The 17701-nt window shown below is 54.4% G+C and carries 14 protein-coding genes; 1 reads left to right on the top strand and 13 read right to left on the bottom strand.

Features of this window, described 5'->3' with window-relative positions; all coding sequences use genetic code 11:
* The 12 genes from ACWIZX_RS09145 to ACWIZX_RS09090 all read right to left on the bottom strand — a co-directional run.
* Positions 1-306, bottom strand: a 306-nt coding sequence (locus ACWIZX_RS09145; protein ID WP_448335541.1) for a nuclease-related domain-containing protein, incomplete at its 3' end; no start/stop codon positions are given.
* Positions 307-491: 185 nt separating this feature from the next.
* On the bottom strand, positions 492-731 hold the full coding sequence (locus ACWIZX_RS09140; RefSeq protein ID WP_448335542.1) for a transposase: 240 nt from the start codon (positions 729-731) through the stop codon (positions 492-494).
* 286 nt (positions 732-1017) lie between these two features.
* Positions 1018-1842, bottom strand: a complete 825-nt coding sequence (locus ACWIZX_RS09135; protein ID WP_448335540.1) for an HAD-IIA family hydrolase — start codon at positions 1840-1842, stop codon at positions 1018-1020.
* Positions 1839-3140: a ketose-bisphosphate aldolase gene (locus ACWIZX_RS09130; RefSeq protein WP_448335539.1), complete on the bottom strand. Its 1302-nt coding sequence runs from the start codon at positions 3138-3140 to the stop codon at positions 1839-1841. The genes ACWIZX_RS09135 and ACWIZX_RS09130 overlap by 4 nt, the downstream gene beginning before the upstream one ends.
* Positions 3134-4579: a hypothetical protein gene (locus ACWIZX_RS09125; RefSeq protein ID WP_448335538.1), complete on the bottom strand. Its 1446-nt coding sequence runs from the start codon at positions 4577-4579 to the stop codon at positions 3134-3136. The genes ACWIZX_RS09130 and ACWIZX_RS09125 overlap by 7 nt, the downstream gene beginning before the upstream one ends.
* 11 nt (positions 4580-4590) lie before the next feature.
* Complete coding sequence (gene dhaL, locus ACWIZX_RS09120; protein ID WP_448335537.1) at positions 4591-6279, bottom strand: dihydroxyacetone kinase subunit DhaL; 1689 nt, start codon at positions 6277-6279, stop codon at positions 4591-4593.
* Positions 6272-7117 carry a sugar phosphate isomerase/epimerase family protein gene (locus ACWIZX_RS09115; protein WP_448335536.1) on the bottom strand — a complete coding sequence of 282 codons (846 nt, stop codon included), beginning with the start codon at positions 7115-7117 and terminating at the stop codon, positions 6272-6274. The genes dhaL and ACWIZX_RS09115 overlap by 8 nt, the downstream gene beginning before the upstream one ends.
* 80 nt (positions 7118-7197) lie before the next feature.
* Positions 7198-8478 carry a PTS ascorbate transporter subunit IIC gene (locus ACWIZX_RS09110; RefSeq protein ID WP_448335535.1) on the bottom strand — a complete coding sequence of 427 codons (1281 nt, stop codon included), beginning with the start codon at positions 8476-8478 and terminating at the stop codon, positions 7198-7200.
* A gap of 53 nt (positions 8479-8531) precedes the next feature.
* Entirely contained in the window at positions 8532-10709 is a 2178-nt protein-coding gene (locus ACWIZX_RS09105; RefSeq protein WP_448335534.1) for a beta-galactosidase, read from the bottom strand.
* A 5-nt stretch (positions 10710-10714) separates the two neighbouring features.
* Positions 10715-11005, bottom strand: coding sequence for a PTS sugar transporter subunit IIB (locus ACWIZX_RS09100; protein WP_322792899.1), 291 nt, complete (start codon positions 11003-11005; stop codon positions 10715-10717).
* A gap of 22 nt (positions 11006-11027) precedes the next feature.
* Positions 11028-11465 carry a PTS sugar transporter subunit IIA gene (locus tag ACWIZX_RS09095; RefSeq protein WP_448335533.1) on the bottom strand — a complete coding sequence of 146 codons (438 nt, stop codon included), beginning with the start codon at positions 11463-11465 and terminating at the stop codon, positions 11028-11030.
* Positions 11466-11469: 4 nt separating this feature from the next.
* Positions 11470-12426 carry a sugar-binding transcriptional regulator gene (locus ACWIZX_RS09090; RefSeq protein ID WP_448335532.1) on the bottom strand — a complete coding sequence of 319 codons (957 nt, stop codon included), beginning with the start codon at positions 12424-12426 and terminating at the stop codon, positions 11470-11472.
* Positions 12427-12851: 425 nt separating this feature from the next.
* Here ACWIZX_RS09090 and ACWIZX_RS09085 point away from each other — a divergent pair, with 425 nt between their 5' ends.
* Complete coding sequence (locus ACWIZX_RS09085) at positions 12852-17483, top strand: glutamate synthase-related protein (protein WP_448335531.1); 4632 nt, start codon at positions 12852-12854, stop codon at positions 17481-17483.
* Here ACWIZX_RS09085 and cas6 read toward each other — a convergent pair.
* Positions 17477-17701, bottom strand: a 225-nt coding sequence (cas6, locus tag ACWIZX_RS09080; protein WP_448335530.1) for a CRISPR system precrRNA processing endoribonuclease RAMP protein Cas6, incomplete at its 5' end; no start/stop codon positions are given. The two genes, ACWIZX_RS09085 and cas6, sit on opposite strands and share 7 nt — an antisense overlap.

The following is a 17701-nucleotide window of genomic DNA, read 5'->3' as shown; positions in this document are numbered from 1 at the left end:
GTCTTTTATGGCATGTTCGACGCCGTTGCGGTCTTTGCTGAACCACTCATCCCGTTCAGCATCATAACGGATTTGTCCCCCTTTGACTTCCAGAATTATGACACCGGATTCTGGGTGGGCGAGAATAAAATCTGCCTCTCCATCATGCGCGCCGCTTTTGGTATCCCGCACTTGCCAGCCAACGCTATAAAAGAATGTGTAGGAAGCGGGCAATCCCTTCAACAGGTCAAAAATTTTTCGTTCGGCGCTGCGTTTAGGATCGCTCAGTGCCCATTCTGGAAAATGTTCGGGATATGATTTTGCCATACCGTTTTCTCAAAGTTCTGACACTAAATTACAGCGTTGGATCACATTTGTTTACTTGGACTGGTTTTCTACTGGTGAGAGCGAGATAATTCGGGCGAACAGGGATTTGTCTGCCGGAGAAAATCCGGTTGCGTAAGATACTGAAGCTGCGCGGTGCGGATGTATAGAAAATTATATACCACGTTTTACAAGTAGATTATGCAACCCTTCTTCTGTAAAATCGGGTCGGAAGTAATCCCAGTTCTTAAGCATTCTCTCGGCTTGGAATCGCACAATCGCTTTCCGCTCCGCCGTTGTAAACGGTTTTCCATCAGCAAAGCAGAAATCGGCCTCAGGCTTGAAGTCCCATTGGGGAAAACCCCTGCAATGCTCGTTCTGCGGCGGATCTGCCTGTTGACCCGATCCAGGCCGCTGGTAGTGCAGATGCGCGGCGGTGTTTTAATTGGTGCAAAACATCCGTGAATTCTTCAAAAGACGTAAAATCGGTTTGGTGAGTCATATCAGTCTCCTGTTTTGTTTTGCGAACCTACAGGATACTTCTGACTCACCACTTTGGTTAAGGTTCGGAGTATTTCAGAAACAATGGAAAGAGCGCCTTTCCATCGTGAATAATGTTTTCGCAGCGTTTATCGCCCTTGTTCAACACCCTGTCCGAACTCATGTCTGAACTTCAGCCAAATGTCAGACAAAAATTCAATTTTGGCCGCCCGTTTAACCGGAAACGGACTGCGCCCGGCTTAAGAGCGCATACAACTCCGCCAGATTTTCCACAATCCAATCCGGCTGGAAGGGGGAGCCGGCCACGTCGGCGGCTTTGGTCTCTCCGCTCAAGACCAGCACAGTGGTGATACCGGTTCTGCCAAGGGCAATGTCGGTATACAATCGGTCACCAATCATCACCGTGAACTGCAAGGGAATGCCGCTTTTGGCCGTGACTGCTTCGATGATTGGCGGGTTCGGTTTACCCACAATCACATCCGGCTGCCGCCCGGTGGAAGTCTGCACAAAAGCAATCATTGCCCCAATGTCCGGCATGAATCCATTTTCAGTCGGGCAATTAATATCCGGATGAGTGGCAAAATAGGGCAAGCCTGCCCGCACAAAATCGCACAACTTCCACAGGCGGTTATAAGTCAGGGTGGTATCAAAACCCAGCACCACCGCCTCCGGTCTTTCTTCTACAATCTCAAAGCCGTGCTGTCTGAATTCCTCTTTCAAAGAATCGGTTCCGGCAATAAACAAGCGTGCTGAGGGCATTCGTTTTTTCAGGTAGAGGGCGGTTGCTTCACCGGAGGTAAAAATGCGCTGTTCGCTGACCGTCAACCCCAGTCTGTTCAGTTTTTGGGCATAATCTGCTTTGGAACGCGAAGAATTATTGGTCAGAAAGAAGTAAGGAATTTCACGCTGCTCCAGATAATCCACCAGCTCAACCGCACCCGGCAGCAGCCGTTCCCCCAGAAAGACCGTGCCGTCCATATCCATCAAAAAACAGCGCATTTGAGATAATTGACTCGCCAACGATAACGACTGATTCATGCCCGCATCTCCAGCAGCCAGTCGGTCACGCTCATCAGCGCCGGCAGACAGGCTTTTTCGACCACTTTATTTTCCACAAAACGTTTGACCTGTTCAGCATCCTGAAAATTGGTACCGGTCAGGTCAATGCAATAAACAGAAGAATGTCGCCGGTTGAAGGCATCTATCAATTTTGTGCCGGTTGAATTTGCCTGAGATCGGCTGATCCGATCTGCCCCCTGAACGCTGGATTGCCGGGCGGCAATCACCGCCAGCCCGCCAAACAACGCCCCGCACATTCCACCCTGATTGCAAATACCCCCACCCAGCAGGCTTTGAAATTTCATGGCTGCATCGGAATAAAATCCTTCCCGTTCCGCAAAAGCAAGATAAACCGCTTCAGCACAGGTGTATCCCTGAGAAAACAACGCCCGCACCCGGTTTTTAATGGAAATCTGCGAGAGATGCGCCTTTCCCATGCTGCCGGAAACTGCCAGATACTCGCTCAAAACCCGATTCACCGCATTGCGCTGTTCTTTAATGAAGTCCAAAGGGTCGGCTTCGGAATCTGCAAGCAAACCCCGTGCGCTCTGGATGATCGCTTTCATCAGGTCAGAATACACATTGATTTTGCGAATCCCCATTTCCACACACCGCCTTAATTTCTGCTCACCGGTGCCGGATGACCCATGCAAAACCAGCGGAACGGAAACCCGCTCGCGGATATTCTTCAGCCTTTCAAAATCGAGGTTGGGCTCACCCGCATACAAACCATGCACGGTACCAATCGCCACAGCCAGCGCATCAATGCCGGTCCGTTGAACAAACTCGGCCGCCTCCTGCGGGTCGGTCAACCAGCCCTGTTGGCTGTCAGCGGTCAAATAACGCCCGCTGCTGGCCACATGACCCAATTCGGCTTCCACCGAAATGCCCAGCGGATGCGCCAGTTCAACCACCTGGCGGGTGCGCTCCACGTTGACTTCCCACGGCTCAGTGCTGGCGTCCATCATCACCGAGGTAAAACCCAGACGAATCGCCTCTTCGATGTCCTCCATGCGATAGGCATGATCCAGATGCAAAGCCACAGGTATATTTGCCTGAACAGCCATCTCGCGCACCATTCGGATGAAATGGGCAAAATCCGTCACCCCGGCATAGGGTTTTAATGAAGGTGAAAAGCTCAAAGCCAGCGGTGCGTTGTGCTGCTCTGCACAGCGCAAGAGTGCATCCGCCACCTCCAGGGTCGGGAAATCGGGAGCAATCACCGCATAATTACCCCGTTCAGCCTCACTCAGTAAATTCTTCAAAGATACTAACATATCGTCCCCTGTGGTTTGAGATAGGTTGTGTAATTCAGAGGGCTGATTTCGGCAATATCCGCCCAGGCTGCCATTTCCAGGAAAGCATTTTCTACCTGCCCATAAACCAGCGGATAATGATGCTGATAGCCGCTGGAAAGTAGTGTTTCAGCCAGATCCATGGCCTGTAAACGTTTGCCCCGCATGTGAATTTGCTTCAGCCAGCCGCTGCTGCCTTTGTAGGAAGGTTTTTGTGGATCAATTTCTCCCTCCAGCACAAGCGCTCTTTCAAAATCCGCCGTAAAACCTGCCACCGTCACCTTTCCCCCTTTGAGGATCAAATCATTGTGCAGTCCAACCGGCTGGGAATCGGGTTGGTCAAACAGCCATAACGAGTTCATTCGTACACCACGCTCGTCTGCCAGCAGCGGAGAAGTAGGGCCGCAATGCCACAACAACACACTCTCATCTTCTTCGTCCAGCGTAACCAGATCCATCAGGGTAGTGACCGCCCCATTACTTAATAATGAGAGCGTGAGCATGGAAACTGCTGCCGGCACATCTCCCTCACAGGCTGCCGGAACCCCCAATGTGTTCAATTGTCCCAGCAAACTGCATACCGCAACCCCATAATCCGATTGAAAACGCGGCCAGCACGAAATGGCAAACGCGCTTAATCCTTCTTCCTGTGCAAACTGAGAATAGGCCACCTGCAGGCGGCTCAACTTTTCCAGCTGCCCGGTCAGATGCGCATTCAGGTTTACATTGGGTTGAATGAAGGATGCCTTGACCGTATCAATCAATTTCTGGTCTTCCAGTGTCCGAGCGCGCTTCAAGACCGCGTCAAAATCCAGTTCGACCACCTCAACGCCCAGTTTGTTTTTCAGAACGCCCGGATCAACTGTGAGGTTATCAAAACCGGGTGCCACACCGCCGGCCAGGCCAACCCGGCTGCCCCGCAAATTAACCAGCGCTCGTAAAGCCTGCACCGTAATGTTGAACCGTTCCTGGAACGACGGGCTTTCGGCATGCCCGAAGAACCATTTGACAGGATGGGGATACTCCTTCAAACGGGTTTGCAAAAGACTGTTATAAAGATTTACGCCGGTAAAACTATTAAGAGGCAATCCGCCCTCCGAGGAAGGCTCACCTTCGGGAACACCCCACAGCCCCAACCGAATTTGAGTAGCGGCAAACGGACGAATGAACTCGCCAGCAGCAAAGGAACTGGATTGGAGGAGGATAAAATCTGCCCCCCATTGGGATAATTCATCGGCTGCCCGTTGCGCCTCTTCCTGCGTGTAAATGCCTTTTTCGATGACTTTCAACTCAAACCCGGCCGCCTCCTGTTGACCGGAAAGCGCCGTCCAGTCTTCCGCAAAATACCGTTCCTTCTCCCCGCGAAAGGGAGTGCACATGACTCCTGCCACGCCGATTTTTAACTTACGCAATGCTGCCATCTTATCTCCAATCATCCCCAAATCCGATCCACAGGCCAGCGGAAATGAGCCGCCAGCGCCGGTCGCCGCCACCATTCTTCCAATTCATCATCCACCGCACAGAGCGAAAGCGAAAAGCCGCCCATCTCCTGCGTCGTAAATAACGAATCCACTACGCCGGCAGCAATCTGGATACCCTGTTCCTGAAGGGCATAGAAAACCCGCCGATACAGAATGTTCAATTCCATGCGCGAAGTACCGCCGGAACCATTCAGGAATACCACAACGCTTTGCTGCAGCAGTCCGCCCAAATCTTCCAGCAGGCGCTGCAGCACCAGATCAACCACCTGATTGGCTGGCAGCATTGCCCCGCGGTAAACGCCCGCTTCTCCGTGTACACCCGTGCCGATCTCCATTTGTCCAACCGGGAGATCAAACAGCGGCTTTCCACTGGCTGGGTGGGTGGGCGCCCGCACCGCCACCGCCAGGGTTGCCGTGCGCAGGTTGGTCTTTTCCATCAGGCGGACAACTTCAAAGAGCGGCTGTCCATCTTCGGCAGCTGCCCCGCCAATTTTGAGCGCAAACAGCAGGCCTCCCAAACCGCGGCGCTTATCAAGCGCACTGCGCGGAGCTGTGGCCACATCGTCACCCAGATAAACCGGCTGCACCGCAATGCCCATTCGAGATGCGCGCCGCAGCGCCATACGCGCATTCAACACATCACCGCTGTGATTGGAAACCAGCAGAACCACCCCTGCCCCGCGGTCAGCCAGCTGAATGGCGCGTGCAATTTTGATTCCGGAGGCGCAGGTAAATATCGGACCGTACACATCTGCGTCCAGAAGTCCCATTCCTACCAGCCCGCCCATCGAAGGGGTATGGCCGCCGCCGTGTCCCATGGCGAGCCCAACCTTCCCGGCTGCTTTTGGACTGGCACGCACCAGAAAACCATCCTCCAGATAGCGAACAATGCCCGCATACGCCAGCGCTAAACCCTGATTGTCCTCTTGAACCATCTGCTCGGGGTGATTGATGAATTTACCGGCTGGAACGAATTGGGTTTCCTCAGGCTGAAAATCGGTTCGTTTCCCTTCCTTGCCGGAGGCGGCAAACCAGAGACCTTCCACAATCAGGGTGAAGGAATATGCGCCGGGGTCGAGATAGCCTGTGGAACGCTCACCTAAAAAAGCCGCCCGCCCGAACACGGCCGGCATCTGGCGGGTAGCCTCTGCACCCTCGCGGGCAGCCAGCAGCGCCTTTTCCAGAGCGTCCACCGGGTCTGCACTTGAACGATTTTCTACCAATACCCGGGCGGCCGGCAGGAGTGCATCAACCAGCGTCTTTTGCCCGGCGCGGGCGCCACCCAACTCACTGACTGCCGCGGCGCCATTTTGAAAAAATTCAGCCAGCTCATCCATTGAGCAGGTTTTCTTATTTTGCAGCACAACGCCGCCCTCGGCAAAGAATGCCGCCAAAAGCGGACCGATTGCCCCACCGGCATTCTCCGCCAGTGCGCTGGCCGCCACATCCAGAAGACTGCCGATATCCGGCGGGTTCGCATTCGTAATTTCATCATCGGCTGCAGCAAAGGCTCTGGCAAGGGTATAGCCATGGTCGCCATCGCCAATGACCCGATCCAACTCATTCAAAGCTTCTCTCTGGCTTTGGAAGGTTTGTGCCAGCAGGTCGAACCACAATCGAAAAGTCCTCAAATCAAACATTGGCAACCTCGCGCCTGAGGAATTCCGCCGCCCTGCGCGCCTCTTCATCCAGATCCTCCGCCAGTGAACGCCAGATGAACAATGCCGTACCCACCTCACCTGCCGGACTGACAAAAGCCTCAGTCACCAGAAAACCCGCATATCCAATCGCTTTCAACGCTGCCCTCACCTGCGGCCAGGGGATATGCCCGCGGCCGGGGATTTTTCGATTATTCTCCACACAATGAAAATGTCCCAGTTGATCTCCGGCCTGACGAATTGCCGCCGCAATATCATCTTCTTCGATGTTGAGGTGAAAAGTATCCAGATGCAGACGGACAAAAGGGCTGCCTACATCGGCCAGCAGCTGCAAACCCTGCTCCACCGTATTCATCAGCCAGCCTTCAAAACGGTTCAGCACTTCCAGACACAGGCACACTCCATATTCCTCGGCAATGACGGCGGCGGTTTGAAGGCCTTCAACCGCATAAGCACGCCGAATTTGCCGATCTCTTGGTGGAAGATCCCCCCATGCGGTATAGGTTACCCCGCCCAAAACGGGGCTGCCCAGTTCAGCGGCAGCTTCAAGGCAAGCCCGTAAATGAGAGAGTCCCGCCTGCCGTATGGAAAGATCGGGGCTGGAAATATCCCGCTGAGCATCCAAACCGGTACCGCAGGACGCCAGCATTCCCTCCTGATTCAGCGTGCGGCGAAGCCGCTGGAGATTCAGTCGGCGCGGCTCGAGCAGCGGAAACTCGGCAACCTCAAAACCGGCCTTTCGGGCTCTTCCAATCAGGGGCTGAAGATCATCTTTCCAGTTTACCTGCCAGTAAGACAGGTGAATCCCAATGGGCAGCATAACCTTTTCCTTTTTGGTGGTCTCCTCCTTATGTGCCTTGTCCTTGAGGCAACCATCAGGGGAGACCACCGCACTGAAAATCAGAATCCCAGCAGCCGGGCAATACCACCCACCACAATGGCAATGATGGAGAAATCATTGCCGCCAAAGGCGTTGATAAAACCGGCAGCCGTATTTGCCACAAACGGCAGCGAAAGCGCCTGAAAGACAATCAACAGGACACCACCGACGATGGAAGCGACGATTGCTCCGCGCCGCCCACCGGTGGCATTTGCCAGAACCGCCGCAGGCCCAACATCAAAGAAGGCGGCAACCACCAGCGGCAGTAAAACGTAGCGATAGCCAATCGCACCAAAGATGACCAGCGTCACCAGGGAAGCAATCATCGCAATGGGAAATCCAATTGCCAGGGCGTTTTGACCGTAAGGAAATACCATCGGGCAGTCCAGCGCAGGTACGGCATCCGGAACGATTTTCTTTGCAATGCCATGGAAGGCGGGCACAATCTCCGCCAGCATCAGGCGTACGCCGGTCAGCAAAATGGTCAACGAAGCACCGAACAGAATACCCTGATAGATGATCCACAAATACCAGATTGGCTGGGAACCGCCGGAGAAGGTTTCGGCAGCCCAGGCTGGACCGGCAATAAAGCCCATCACCAGATACAGCAGGAACATGATCAACGATGTGGAAATGGTCATGGATTTGAGGAAGCTCCAGTTATCGGAGATTTTCAAATCCTCAGTGGATTTTGAAGGATCACCGACCAGTTTGCCGATCCAGGCGCCGATCACTGCCAGAATGGTGGTGGTATGGCCGATTGTGAAATCTTTGCTGCCCGTCAGCTTGAACACAAAGGGAGCAATCAAAGCCGGCAGCACGGTTGCAAGAATACCCTGAATCACGCTGCCCAGCACAACCAGCGCCACGCCCTTGATTTTACCGGCGTCTGCCAGCGCAGCAACCACCATGAAGGCATTCCAGAACATGATGTGACCGGTCAGGAAAACATACTTGAGTCTGGTCAGACGGGCAAGCAGGATGTTCACAAAAAAGCCAAACACCATTACCAGCACAACCGGTATGCCGTACTCACTCAGGAACGCCGTCCAGTCAACACTGATTGGCTCGCCCTGAAAGGCATAGACTTTTCCGAACATGGTCGAGATGGGTGAAATGACCCCGACCAGCAGATCAACTGCCGAGAAAAGAATGATGACACCAGCCATGGTTTTGATCGTGCCGGAAACGACTTCGCTGAAGGTTTTACGCTGTAAAAGCAAACCCAGCAACGCAACCAACCCCAGCATGAAAGTAGGCAACAAACGGGGGACAATACTGAAAATTAATCCGACGTCCATGAGGTTACTCCTTTTTGAAAAATTGGGTGGAAACGATGTTCAAAACATTTTTCTTATGCAGCCAGTTCTATTTCGATAACCGTCACCTCCTCTGCTTCCAGGTGAAATCGCAATGTCAAAACCTGCTGAGCGGTTACTTCCCAATCCAGCAACTGGTGGGCAGGAAAAATTTTGGAGATTTTCCGCAAATCTCTGCCCCACCCGCTCATATCGGTTTGAATGGTTAGATCCACCGCTTTTTTGAGATAGTTACTGATCAGCAGCCACTTTTTATTTCCCAACTCTAATAAATGGGGGTCCACCCGGCGGGATTGTTTGCCTTCGTACTCGATCCTGATTGGCGGCACAATATTCAATTGGGGCAGAACCTGATTCAGCACGGTTCCCAAAAGCGAGGGAACGCTTTTCAGGTAATCGGCATCTGCCTGAGTGGCAAAATACAAACCATACCCCTGCCCAAAAGATGCAAGCGTAACAGCAGGAAAATGGTCGTCGAATTCGGCAAGCACGCTGGTAGAAGGATGGAGCGCCAGAAGGTCGCGATTCCTGTATCCGCTGTACCACTCGCCGTTGAGGTGAATACGGTGTTGGTCAAGGCGGTCGGGCTGTACATCCACCAATCCAAATACATCCCTGAGCGGCGGGGCTGGAACCTGATGATGGAACCAGCCGCGTTCATTTACGGTTGCACAACGGGCAAACCCCACCAGCAAGCCGCCCTGCCGGACAAATTCCGCCAGGTGCTGAGCCGTGAACTCATCGAGCAGCCCCATCAGCGGCAAGACGATGACCCGATAGCCCTGCCAGCGGTGTTGGGCAATTTGATCCGGGGTGATGAAATCCACTTCAAAACCGGCTTCCCAAAAACTGCGGTATGCTCCGCGCTGCGCCTCAAAGAGGGCTTCTTCTTCGCCCACCCCGCGAAAGAAAATGGCATTGGCTTTGGACTCCAGAATGGCAACCTGCGCTTTGGGAGGCTTTGCCTGCTTCAGTTCCCTGCCGTGTTTTGAGAGAAAAGCACCAAATTGAGCCGCAGCAGCAAGCCGCCCGGTGGGTTTTCCGTCCAGATCAACCAGCGCTCCCCAATGCAGCGGTTGATAGTCCCATTCCCGCCACGGCATGAATAAAATCAGCTTGGCGTTGTGCCCAACCGCTTCGATCAGGTAATTCGACACATCCACCGGTCGGGTATTGTAGTCCGGACCCATCACCCAGCCGCCAATCGGACCGCTTTCCACCTCATGCAGCCAGAAATCCCTCCCTGCCGATTGACTGACACTGCGGCCGTGATCCAGGAAGATCGAAATGTGCTCCGGGCGGGTAGCCAGCTTGTTGCCGCTGCCGGGATACAGGTCATAGCCGATGTGATCCACCTCAGCGGCAATTTTCCACTGGTCCAGACCCGTGAAAACCCCAAAACGGTCATAGCCTTTGAAATTGAAGGTGTTGACCGAAGTTGGATGATGTGGGTCGCGCCGGCGAATGATCTGGTGCTGCCAGCCGGCAAACTCGGCAAACGCCTGCTGCCAGAACAAGCGCCAGTCCATCCAGCGGGTGACCCCTGCCCAGCCAGAAGGCAAGGCTTCGGGAGCAAAAATTTGCTCCCAATCGTTGTAAACCAGGCAGGTTGTCCCCCACGCCCATGCCTTCGTTACCTGATCGAGAGTGTGATACTTTGCTTTCACCCACCCCCGGAATTTTTCAACACAATAGGGGCAGTAACAATAAAGGCTCAAATCCACTTCACCGCGGGCGGGTAAAAACGGAAAACCGATTTCGTTGGAAATCTGCCAGCCAAAATGATTGGGCTGGGCGGCGGTGAAATCCAGCAAGGCTTGAAGGTACTTTTCCGCCGCAGCCCGATAAGCGGGATGATGAATACATGCCCAGTGGTATGAAGCGCCGAGCGGATACCGTTCACCGCGGTTAGAAAGAATGGGTAAATCAGGGTAGCGCTCTGCCAGCCAGAGCGGTGGAGAGGCTGCGCCGGTACTGATCAGAATGTGAATACCCAATTCTGCTGCCAGCCGGTAAAAACGCCCGAGCTGATCGAATTCATAGTGCCCTTCGCGCGGTTCAATTAAATCCCACGAACCATGCACATCTCCAAGCCGGATAAGATTCATACTGGCGCGCTGCATGGACTGCAGGTCGGTTAACCAGTCTGCTTCACTGAAAATCAAAGGGGAATACGAAGCCCCGTACCAAAAAACATCGGAAGTGCTGGTCAAAGGGGCTACTCCTCAATTAATTTCCGCAGGACAGGCAGCCCTTTTTCCAGCACTTCTTGCTTGCTGAGGAAATTTTCAATGACGACCACCGGTTTTGGGGTATTTTTGAACAGGTTGGCCATCTCTTTGGAAGTAAAAACCATATCATACGCTTCGCCGGTCGCCGTGGTTGCGTCGGCGCAAAAAGTTTCAGCGCTTAAACCATTCTCTTTTAACACACCATCTACCGTCAGTTTCAAAATCATGCTGGAGCCCAGCCCAAAACCACACACCATCATCACACGCGGTTTTTTCATATCAAACTCCTTTCCACAAAAGTTAACCCACTGCGGACAAAACCTCTTCAACCGATTGAGCGGTTTTCAAAATCCGCTGATTTTCCTCGCTCATCAAAAATTCTGCCAAAGCCTGCAGCATTTCAATGTGACTGTGGTGGTCGGGCGCACAAAATGAAATCACCATCGTCACCGGGTCATTTGCTTCGGAACCAAAATTTACCCCGTGGTCCAGCGTCACCAGCGAAAGACCAACTAGCGAAGCCCCATCTTCTGGACGGGCATGCGCCAGCGCCAGACCGGGTGCCAGCACCATATAGGCACCCATCTCCTGCACAGCCCGAATCATGGCCTCGATATAAGAGGGCTGACATTTGCCGGCCTTCAGCAGCAACTCACCGCCGGCGCGAACGGCTTCCTGCCAGCTGTTAACATTTACTTTCAGTTGAATGACCTCAGGGGAAAGATAATTAGAAAGCATCCGGTTAATTCCTTTCAGAAAGCAGGAATCTTGCAGTATCGGCATTGGTAATGAGGACATTGAAATAAGCGCCTTTCATGGCAGCCTGAATGACTTTTTTCTTCTCTTCACCCCCTGCAACCAGTACACTCCAGGGCACTTTTTTCAAATCTTCCAGGCCAATTCCGATGATTCGGTTATCCAGAAAAGTGGAAACCATCTGACCATTGCAATCAAAATAATGCCCCAGTGCATCACCCACCGCTCCGGAGTTTTGAATTTCGCGCAGCTGCTCCAGCGTGATCTTCTTTTCAACGTAAAGGATAGCGGTTTCATCAACCGTTCCAACGCTTTGCAAAACAATATCGGAACGGCGGGCTCGTTCCAGCGCCTGAGAAATGGAAGGCTCATTGAGCAGGCTCTTTTGCAGCTCCGCGCTGGAAACCATGTTCGGGGCATAAAGAAATTCAGCTTTACCGCCGGCCAGTTCGGCCATTTTGGAAGTAACATTGTACTTGGCAAAGCCGCCCGAATGATCGGACGCGCCGCCGACTACCTCGGTAAAAGTGCAATTGATCGGCTCATCGGTTGAAAACACCAACGGCAGATGAGAAATGGTGCGCCCCAATCCAAGGCCGACCCGCATACCACTTTTCAGGTTACGCTTCAGCCAGTCGGCTGCACCGCGGGCCAGCGCGAGGTAGATACTCTCATCCCCTTCCGGGTCAGGTACAACCACGGCATCGCGCAGGTTATAACGAACGATGAGATCCTGTTCGAGATCGAAATTTTCGCCAAAGGGAGCATGAATTTTGATCTCGACAATCCCCAGTTCAACCGCCTTGTTGAGCAGCCGGTAAACCGTAACACGCGAAACCCCCATTTTTTGAGCAATTTCGTTCTGGGTTAAGCCATTCTCGTAGTAAAGTTTGGCTACACGAACACATAATCGGTATTCTTGAGAATCAACTTGAGTAATCATGTGGAGAAAGCGGGGAATTTGATGAGCATTTGCACATTAAATGTGCATATGAACATTATATCAGGCTTTTCCCCTTTTGGCAAGCAGGTATTTTTTTTTCAAACTCGATAAAAGTGATTTTCGATTTCCCCCATTCGGATAGGCCGTTCATGAGCCAATTCTTAACCCAGATTTAACATTTCCTGTTTACAAATTCTGGAGATTTTGTATAATATTTCATAAATTCTTGCCCGGGATAATTCTTATGACCCCTCTCATTTCCGGCCGCCGTGCCATCAGTTTAACCCACTCCCCGCCACCGGTGAGATAGCCAGGCGTATTCTTCAGTAATCCCTTAAGGCTCACCGGTCGGTGAGCCTTATTTATTATTCGGGCTTTCTCTCTGTTGACTCAGGTTTCCAGTTCGCCAAAGGAGGTTCATTACCATGAGAAACATTCGTACCGATACCCAAAACCCTTTTCAGGATGGTGAAGATCACGATGCCTGCGCCATTTACCTGAGCGCACGCAAGCAGGGTCAGAGCACCTTTGGAACCCTCAAGCGCGCCTTGGGCGCTCTGATCAGCATGGGACACCGCACCGGTTTTGTCAACGGTGAAGGCGACGGCGCCGGCGTCCAAACCGATATTCCCCGCCGGTTGTGGGCAAAAAAATTAAGCCAGGCCGGCCTGCCCTCTCACCTTCCAACGCACCCCGGTTTTTGGGTGGGTCATCTGTTCGTCCCCGCTTCGTTCCAAATTGAAAACCTTGAGGAGCAAATCACACTTCGGTTCTACGATCAGGGCCTGAACCTGCTGCTCATGCAGCCCGGCAGAGTTCGTAAAGAGGTCTTGGGGCAGCATGCCCGCGTCAATCCCCCTCAATTCTGGCAGCTGGCCGGTTATGCCGACCTGCCCGATCTCGACCGCCGTTTGCTTCAAGTTCAAATCTCGCTGGAGCAGGATTTTCCCATTCAGTTTGCCTCGCTGAGCAGATATGCCGTGGTGTATAAAATGCGCGGCTCCGTCGAAGCGCTCACCCATTATTACCCCGATTTACAAGACCACAATTACGACACATCCATCGTCCTCTGCCACGCCCGCTATTCGACCAACACCGTTTCCACTTTTGAAAGGGCTCAACCCTTCTCGCTGCTGGGTCACAACGGAGAAATCAACACCATCAACCGACTCCGTCTCGAGGCGGTTCAAATTGGGGCTGTGCTGCCCAATGGCGGCTCAGATTCGCAGGATTTAGACCGCCTTCTCCATACCCTGTGCGTGAATTACGACCTCGACTTAATCGAAGCCATGGAAACGGTATTTCCCCCCATCCCCCATGAGATGGATCAGTTTCCCGCCGACCTGCGGGCAGCCTACCAGCGCATCCGGCAGACCTTCGGGCCGTATGCCCAGGGCCCGGCCGCCATCCTGGCGCGTTTTGGCAACACCGTTGTGGCCAGCGTGGACGCTTTGGGGCTGCGTCCTTTGTGGTTCATCGAAACCGAGAAAGAGTATATTTTCTCCTCCGAACGGGGCGCCACACCACTGGAAAACTGGGTCAGTGATGCGCGCGCGCTGGCGCCGGGTGAAAAAATTGCCCTGCTGCTTCGCCGCGGCGAGAACCCGGTTGTACTCGACCATGCCGCCATCCGCCAGCATGTCATGGTGCAAACCTTTCAACGCGAAGCCCCGCAGCTGGCGCGGCAATACTGGACGGGCTGGGTACAGGCTTTCCCTGCCAGCTCAGCCATGCTCACCCGCGCCATGCAAGGCAGCGCGTCCGCGGCTGCGGATGTCCTTACGGAAATCTCGCCGCCCCGCACGGTGCAGCCGGACAGCGATTTTCCCACCCCATCCTGGGCTGTGACCGTCAATTCACGGCTCCTAACCGCAAACGGCTGGCTCAAGGATCATATAAATGAGGTGGAAGCGTTGATCAGTTCCAACAAAGACGATCTGATCAGTTCACTGGGCTATGACGGCCCGCTTGCAGCGCTCAGCAAGGCGCGGGTCAACCTGGCTGATTTCTTCAAGGAGGCTGTTGCCGTCGTCACCAACCCATCCATTGACCACGTCCGCGAAATCGAGGCGTTTTCCACCAGCTCAATGGTGGGTGCCTGCCCGGTGATCGGTAAAACACCCGACCCGCAGGATGTGCTGGTGGTTCTGGAAGTGCCCATTCTGACCGGCGGTTTGCCCGGTCTGGTGGACGATTCGGTGAGCAAAGCCGTGGCGGAGCAGTTTGCCACGCTGACCATTGAGGAGTTAATCCAGGTCTTTGCGGAACGAGTCGGCTGGCTTACATTAGGAGTGTACCCCGATGAAACCACCCCGCAGGCCCTGCGGCGCCTCGCCGATCAGGCCGTTACGCTTGTTCAAAACGGCGTTCAATGTCTGATTCTGGACGATGAAAAGACCTGCGCCGACGGTTTGAACTGGCTCGACCCGCATCTGGCTGTCAGCCGGGTGGATCAGGCGCTGCGTGAAGCTCCGCCTTGCGAGCAGGGCAACCTGCGCCGCCGCGCCGGAATCGTGGTACGCAGCGCGGCTGTGCGCGGCTTGCATGATGTTGCCCTGCTGTGCGGCTTTGGCGCCGACGCGATCAACCCGTACGCCATGTTTGCGGTTGCCCTTCAAACGGCTAACCCGGCGGCGGGCGAATCGGCCGAGACCACTCTCACCCGTCTGATGAGCAATTTGCAAAGCGGTTTGGAAAAGGTGACCTCCACCATGGGCTGTCATGAACTGCGCGGCTACGGGCGGGTGTTCGGTTCGATTGGGCTTGCCCCCAGCATCGCGGAGGTGTTTGGGGCACCCAATTACTTCGGCAGTGAAGATGCCGGCCTGAACTGGGAACGACTGGATGCCGAATCGCGTCAGCGCGGCGCCGAAATGCGCGGAGAGCTGCCCGAACCGCGCATGCCCTTTCAAACCCGCATCTTCCCCAAGTTCTGGAAGGTTGCCCACCGTTTTGCCAAAGGAGAAGCTTCTTATGCCGATATTCAGAACGCCTTTCAAACCATCATCAGCGATTCGCCGGTGGCCTTACGCCACCTGCTGGGTTTCCGATCCCAGCCCAACGGGGTAACCCCCGATCAGGTGGACTTGACCATTCAGGATTACAATCTCCCGCTGGTCATTGACGCCATGTCCTTTGGTTCGCAGGGAGAAAATTCCTTCAGATCTTATGTTCACGCTGCGTCCGTCCTGAATATCCTGTGCATCAACGGCGAAGGCGGCGAGCTGCCCGAAATCATGGGAATGTACCGCCACAACCGCGGTCAGCAGGTTGCCAGCGGGCGCTTTGGGGTCAATGCAGAATTCCTCAACTCGGCGGCGGTTTTGGAAATCAAGATCGGGCAGGGCGCCAAACCCGGTGAAGGCGGGATGCTGCCGGGCTATAAAGTTACCCCCAAAGTGGCGCGCGCCCGCCGCACTCCCACCTATGTCACCCTGCTTTCTCCCTCCAACAACCACGATCTGTACTCCATTGAAGACCTTGCCCAGCTCATCGAAGAGTTGAAAATGGTCAACCCGCAGGCAAAAATTTCGGTCAAAGTGCCGGTGGTGCCCGGCATTGGAGTGATTGCCGTCGGGATTGCAAAAGCAGGTGCCGACATCATCAACATCTCCGGCTACGACGGCGGAACCGGGGCGGCGCGCAAACACTCCTTACAATACGCCGGTTTACCGACCGAAATTGGGATTATCCAGGCACACCGCGCGCTGATCGAAGCCGGCATCCGCCACAAGGTGGAACTGTGGGCAAACGGCGGGATGAAAACTGGCTCGGATGCGGTCAAGATGGTTCTGCTGGGCGCCAACCGGGTTGGCTTTGCCACGATGGCGATGGTAGCGCTGGGGTGCACCATCTGTCGGCAGTGCAATCTGGGTACCTGTCATGTAGGCATTGCCACCCAGATTCAAACCCTTGCAGAAGCACAGGAAAAGGGACTCAGGCATTTTGTGCCCGTTCACTTTGAGCAGGATTACCAAAACATCGTGCGCCTGTTTGAGGGAATTGCGAACGAAATGCGGGAATTAACCGCTCGATTAGGAGCAAACCGCTTGCAGGAACTCGTCGGGCGGGCTGATTTGCTAGAACAAACCGCGCTCAAGGATAAAATTGACCTTTCAGCGATGTTTGACCCGCTGCCGGTGCAAACCCGCCCGGCGCCTGAACCGGGTATGGGCGTGCTGCTCATCCGTCCGCGCAACAGTCTGACAACCATCCTGACCGACCTGATTTTGCGCACCATCGCCGAAAACGAACGCGAAGTAACCTATCAGGACTCGGTTTCGGCGATTGACCGCGCCCTGGGTTCCCGACTGGCCGGCGAAATCATGCGCCAACCGCGCGTTCAGGAAGGAATTGACATGCTCCACCTCCGTTTTGGGCCTTCCTCGCTGGCCGGCAACGGCTTTGCAGCCTGGAACGTTGACAAGATTGACATCCTCATCGAAGGCGGTGCGCAAGACGGCGTTGCCAAAGGAGCCAGCGGCGGCCGGGTAGCAATTATGAAGGGCCTCAACCATGACGGCATCCGGCTGGACGGCAGTGTGGGCAAATCCTTTGCCTACGGCGCGCAGGACGGCATCCTGATTGTGCAAGGCAATGCTGACTCGCGCGCCTGTGTCCGCCTTTCGGGGGCCAAAGTCATTCTGGCGGGTGAAATCACCCAGCCGGTACAGGATCAAATCGGCAACCCCGGCACCTACGCCAACCTGAAGGGATTTGCCTGCGAGTACATGACCTCCGGCACGGTGATCATCATGGGCGACCCCGGGCCGTATGCCTTCTCCGGCATGACCGGCGGAGTCGTTTACCAGAAACTGACCCCCGAATTCGGGTTCGATCTGCCAGCCTTGCAGCGCAGAATCGCGAAGGGCGCTCAGGTGCGCATCGAATCCATCCACGAAGATGATTTGTGGGAAATTCGCAGCCTGATGAATCACTACCTGACCGCCCTCGAACAGACCTATCAATACGATACCGCCGAACGCTTGCGCCTGTTCCTTCAGGATGACGCACTGGTGCTTCACCGCTTCGTGAAAATCATCCCCACGCCTCAATAAGAAAGGAGCGAATCCCCCACCCGCACCACACTGTTGCCCTTGACCGTATCTTTGCCGACCTGAACGATTTCAGCCCAGGCCAGCCACTCCCCCAACGCCTGCCAGACCTCGACCGGCGCCTGATACACGGCCCGCCCGATCAGCCCGCTGATCCACGTTTCCCGCTCGCTGCGGCTGGACGAGCTGGACAGCTCCATCCACTCGGTGTGATTTTCCAC

The sequence above is a fragment of the Bellilinea sp. genome, from assembly GCF_053501535.1.
The sequence above is the reverse complement of the archived record's forward strand: the minus strand, read 5'-3'. Positions and strand labels throughout refer to the sequence as shown.

What these genes read in the sequence shown, in the direction of transcription:
- ACWIZX_RS09115 (WP_448335536.1), bottom strand. Translation starts at nt 7,117, where the DNA reads ATGCTGCCCATTGGGATTCACCTGTCTTACTGGCAGGTAAACTGGAAA.
- ACWIZX_RS09090 (WP_448335532.1), bottom strand. Translation starts at nt 12,426, where the DNA reads ATGATTACTCAAGTTGATTCTCAAGAATACCGATTATGTGTTCGTGTA.
- dhaL (WP_448335537.1), bottom strand. Translation starts at nt 6,279, where the DNA reads ATGTTTGATTTGAGGACTTTTCGATTGTGGTTCGACCTGCTGGCACAA.
- ACWIZX_RS09095 (WP_448335533.1), bottom strand. Translation starts at nt 11,465, where the DNA reads ATGCTTTCTAATTATCTTTCCCCTGAGGTCATTCAACTGAAAGTAAAT.
- ACWIZX_RS09125 (WP_448335538.1), bottom strand. Translation starts at nt 4,579, where the DNA reads ATGGCAGCATTGCGTAAGTTAAAAATCGGCGTGGCAGGAGTCATGTGC.
- ACWIZX_RS09130 (WP_448335539.1), bottom strand. Translation starts at nt 3,140, where the DNA reads ATGTTAGTATCTTTGAAGAATTTACTGAGTGAGGCTGAACGGGGTAAT.
- ACWIZX_RS09085 (WP_448335531.1), top strand. Translation starts at nt 12,852, where the DNA reads ATGAGAAACATTCGTACCGATACCCAAAACCCTTTTCAGGATGGTGAA.
- ACWIZX_RS09135 (WP_448335540.1), bottom strand. Translation starts at nt 1,842, where the DNA reads ATGAATCAGTCGTTATCGTTGGCGAGTCAATTATCTCAAATGCGCTGT.
- ACWIZX_RS09100 (WP_322792899.1), bottom strand. Translation starts at nt 11,005, where the DNA reads ATGAAAAAACCGCGTGTGATGATGGTGTGTGGTTTTGGGCTGGGCTCC.
- ACWIZX_RS09110 (WP_448335535.1), bottom strand. Translation starts at nt 8,478, where the DNA reads ATGGACGTCGGATTAATTTTCAGTATTGTCCCCCGTTTGTTGCCTACT.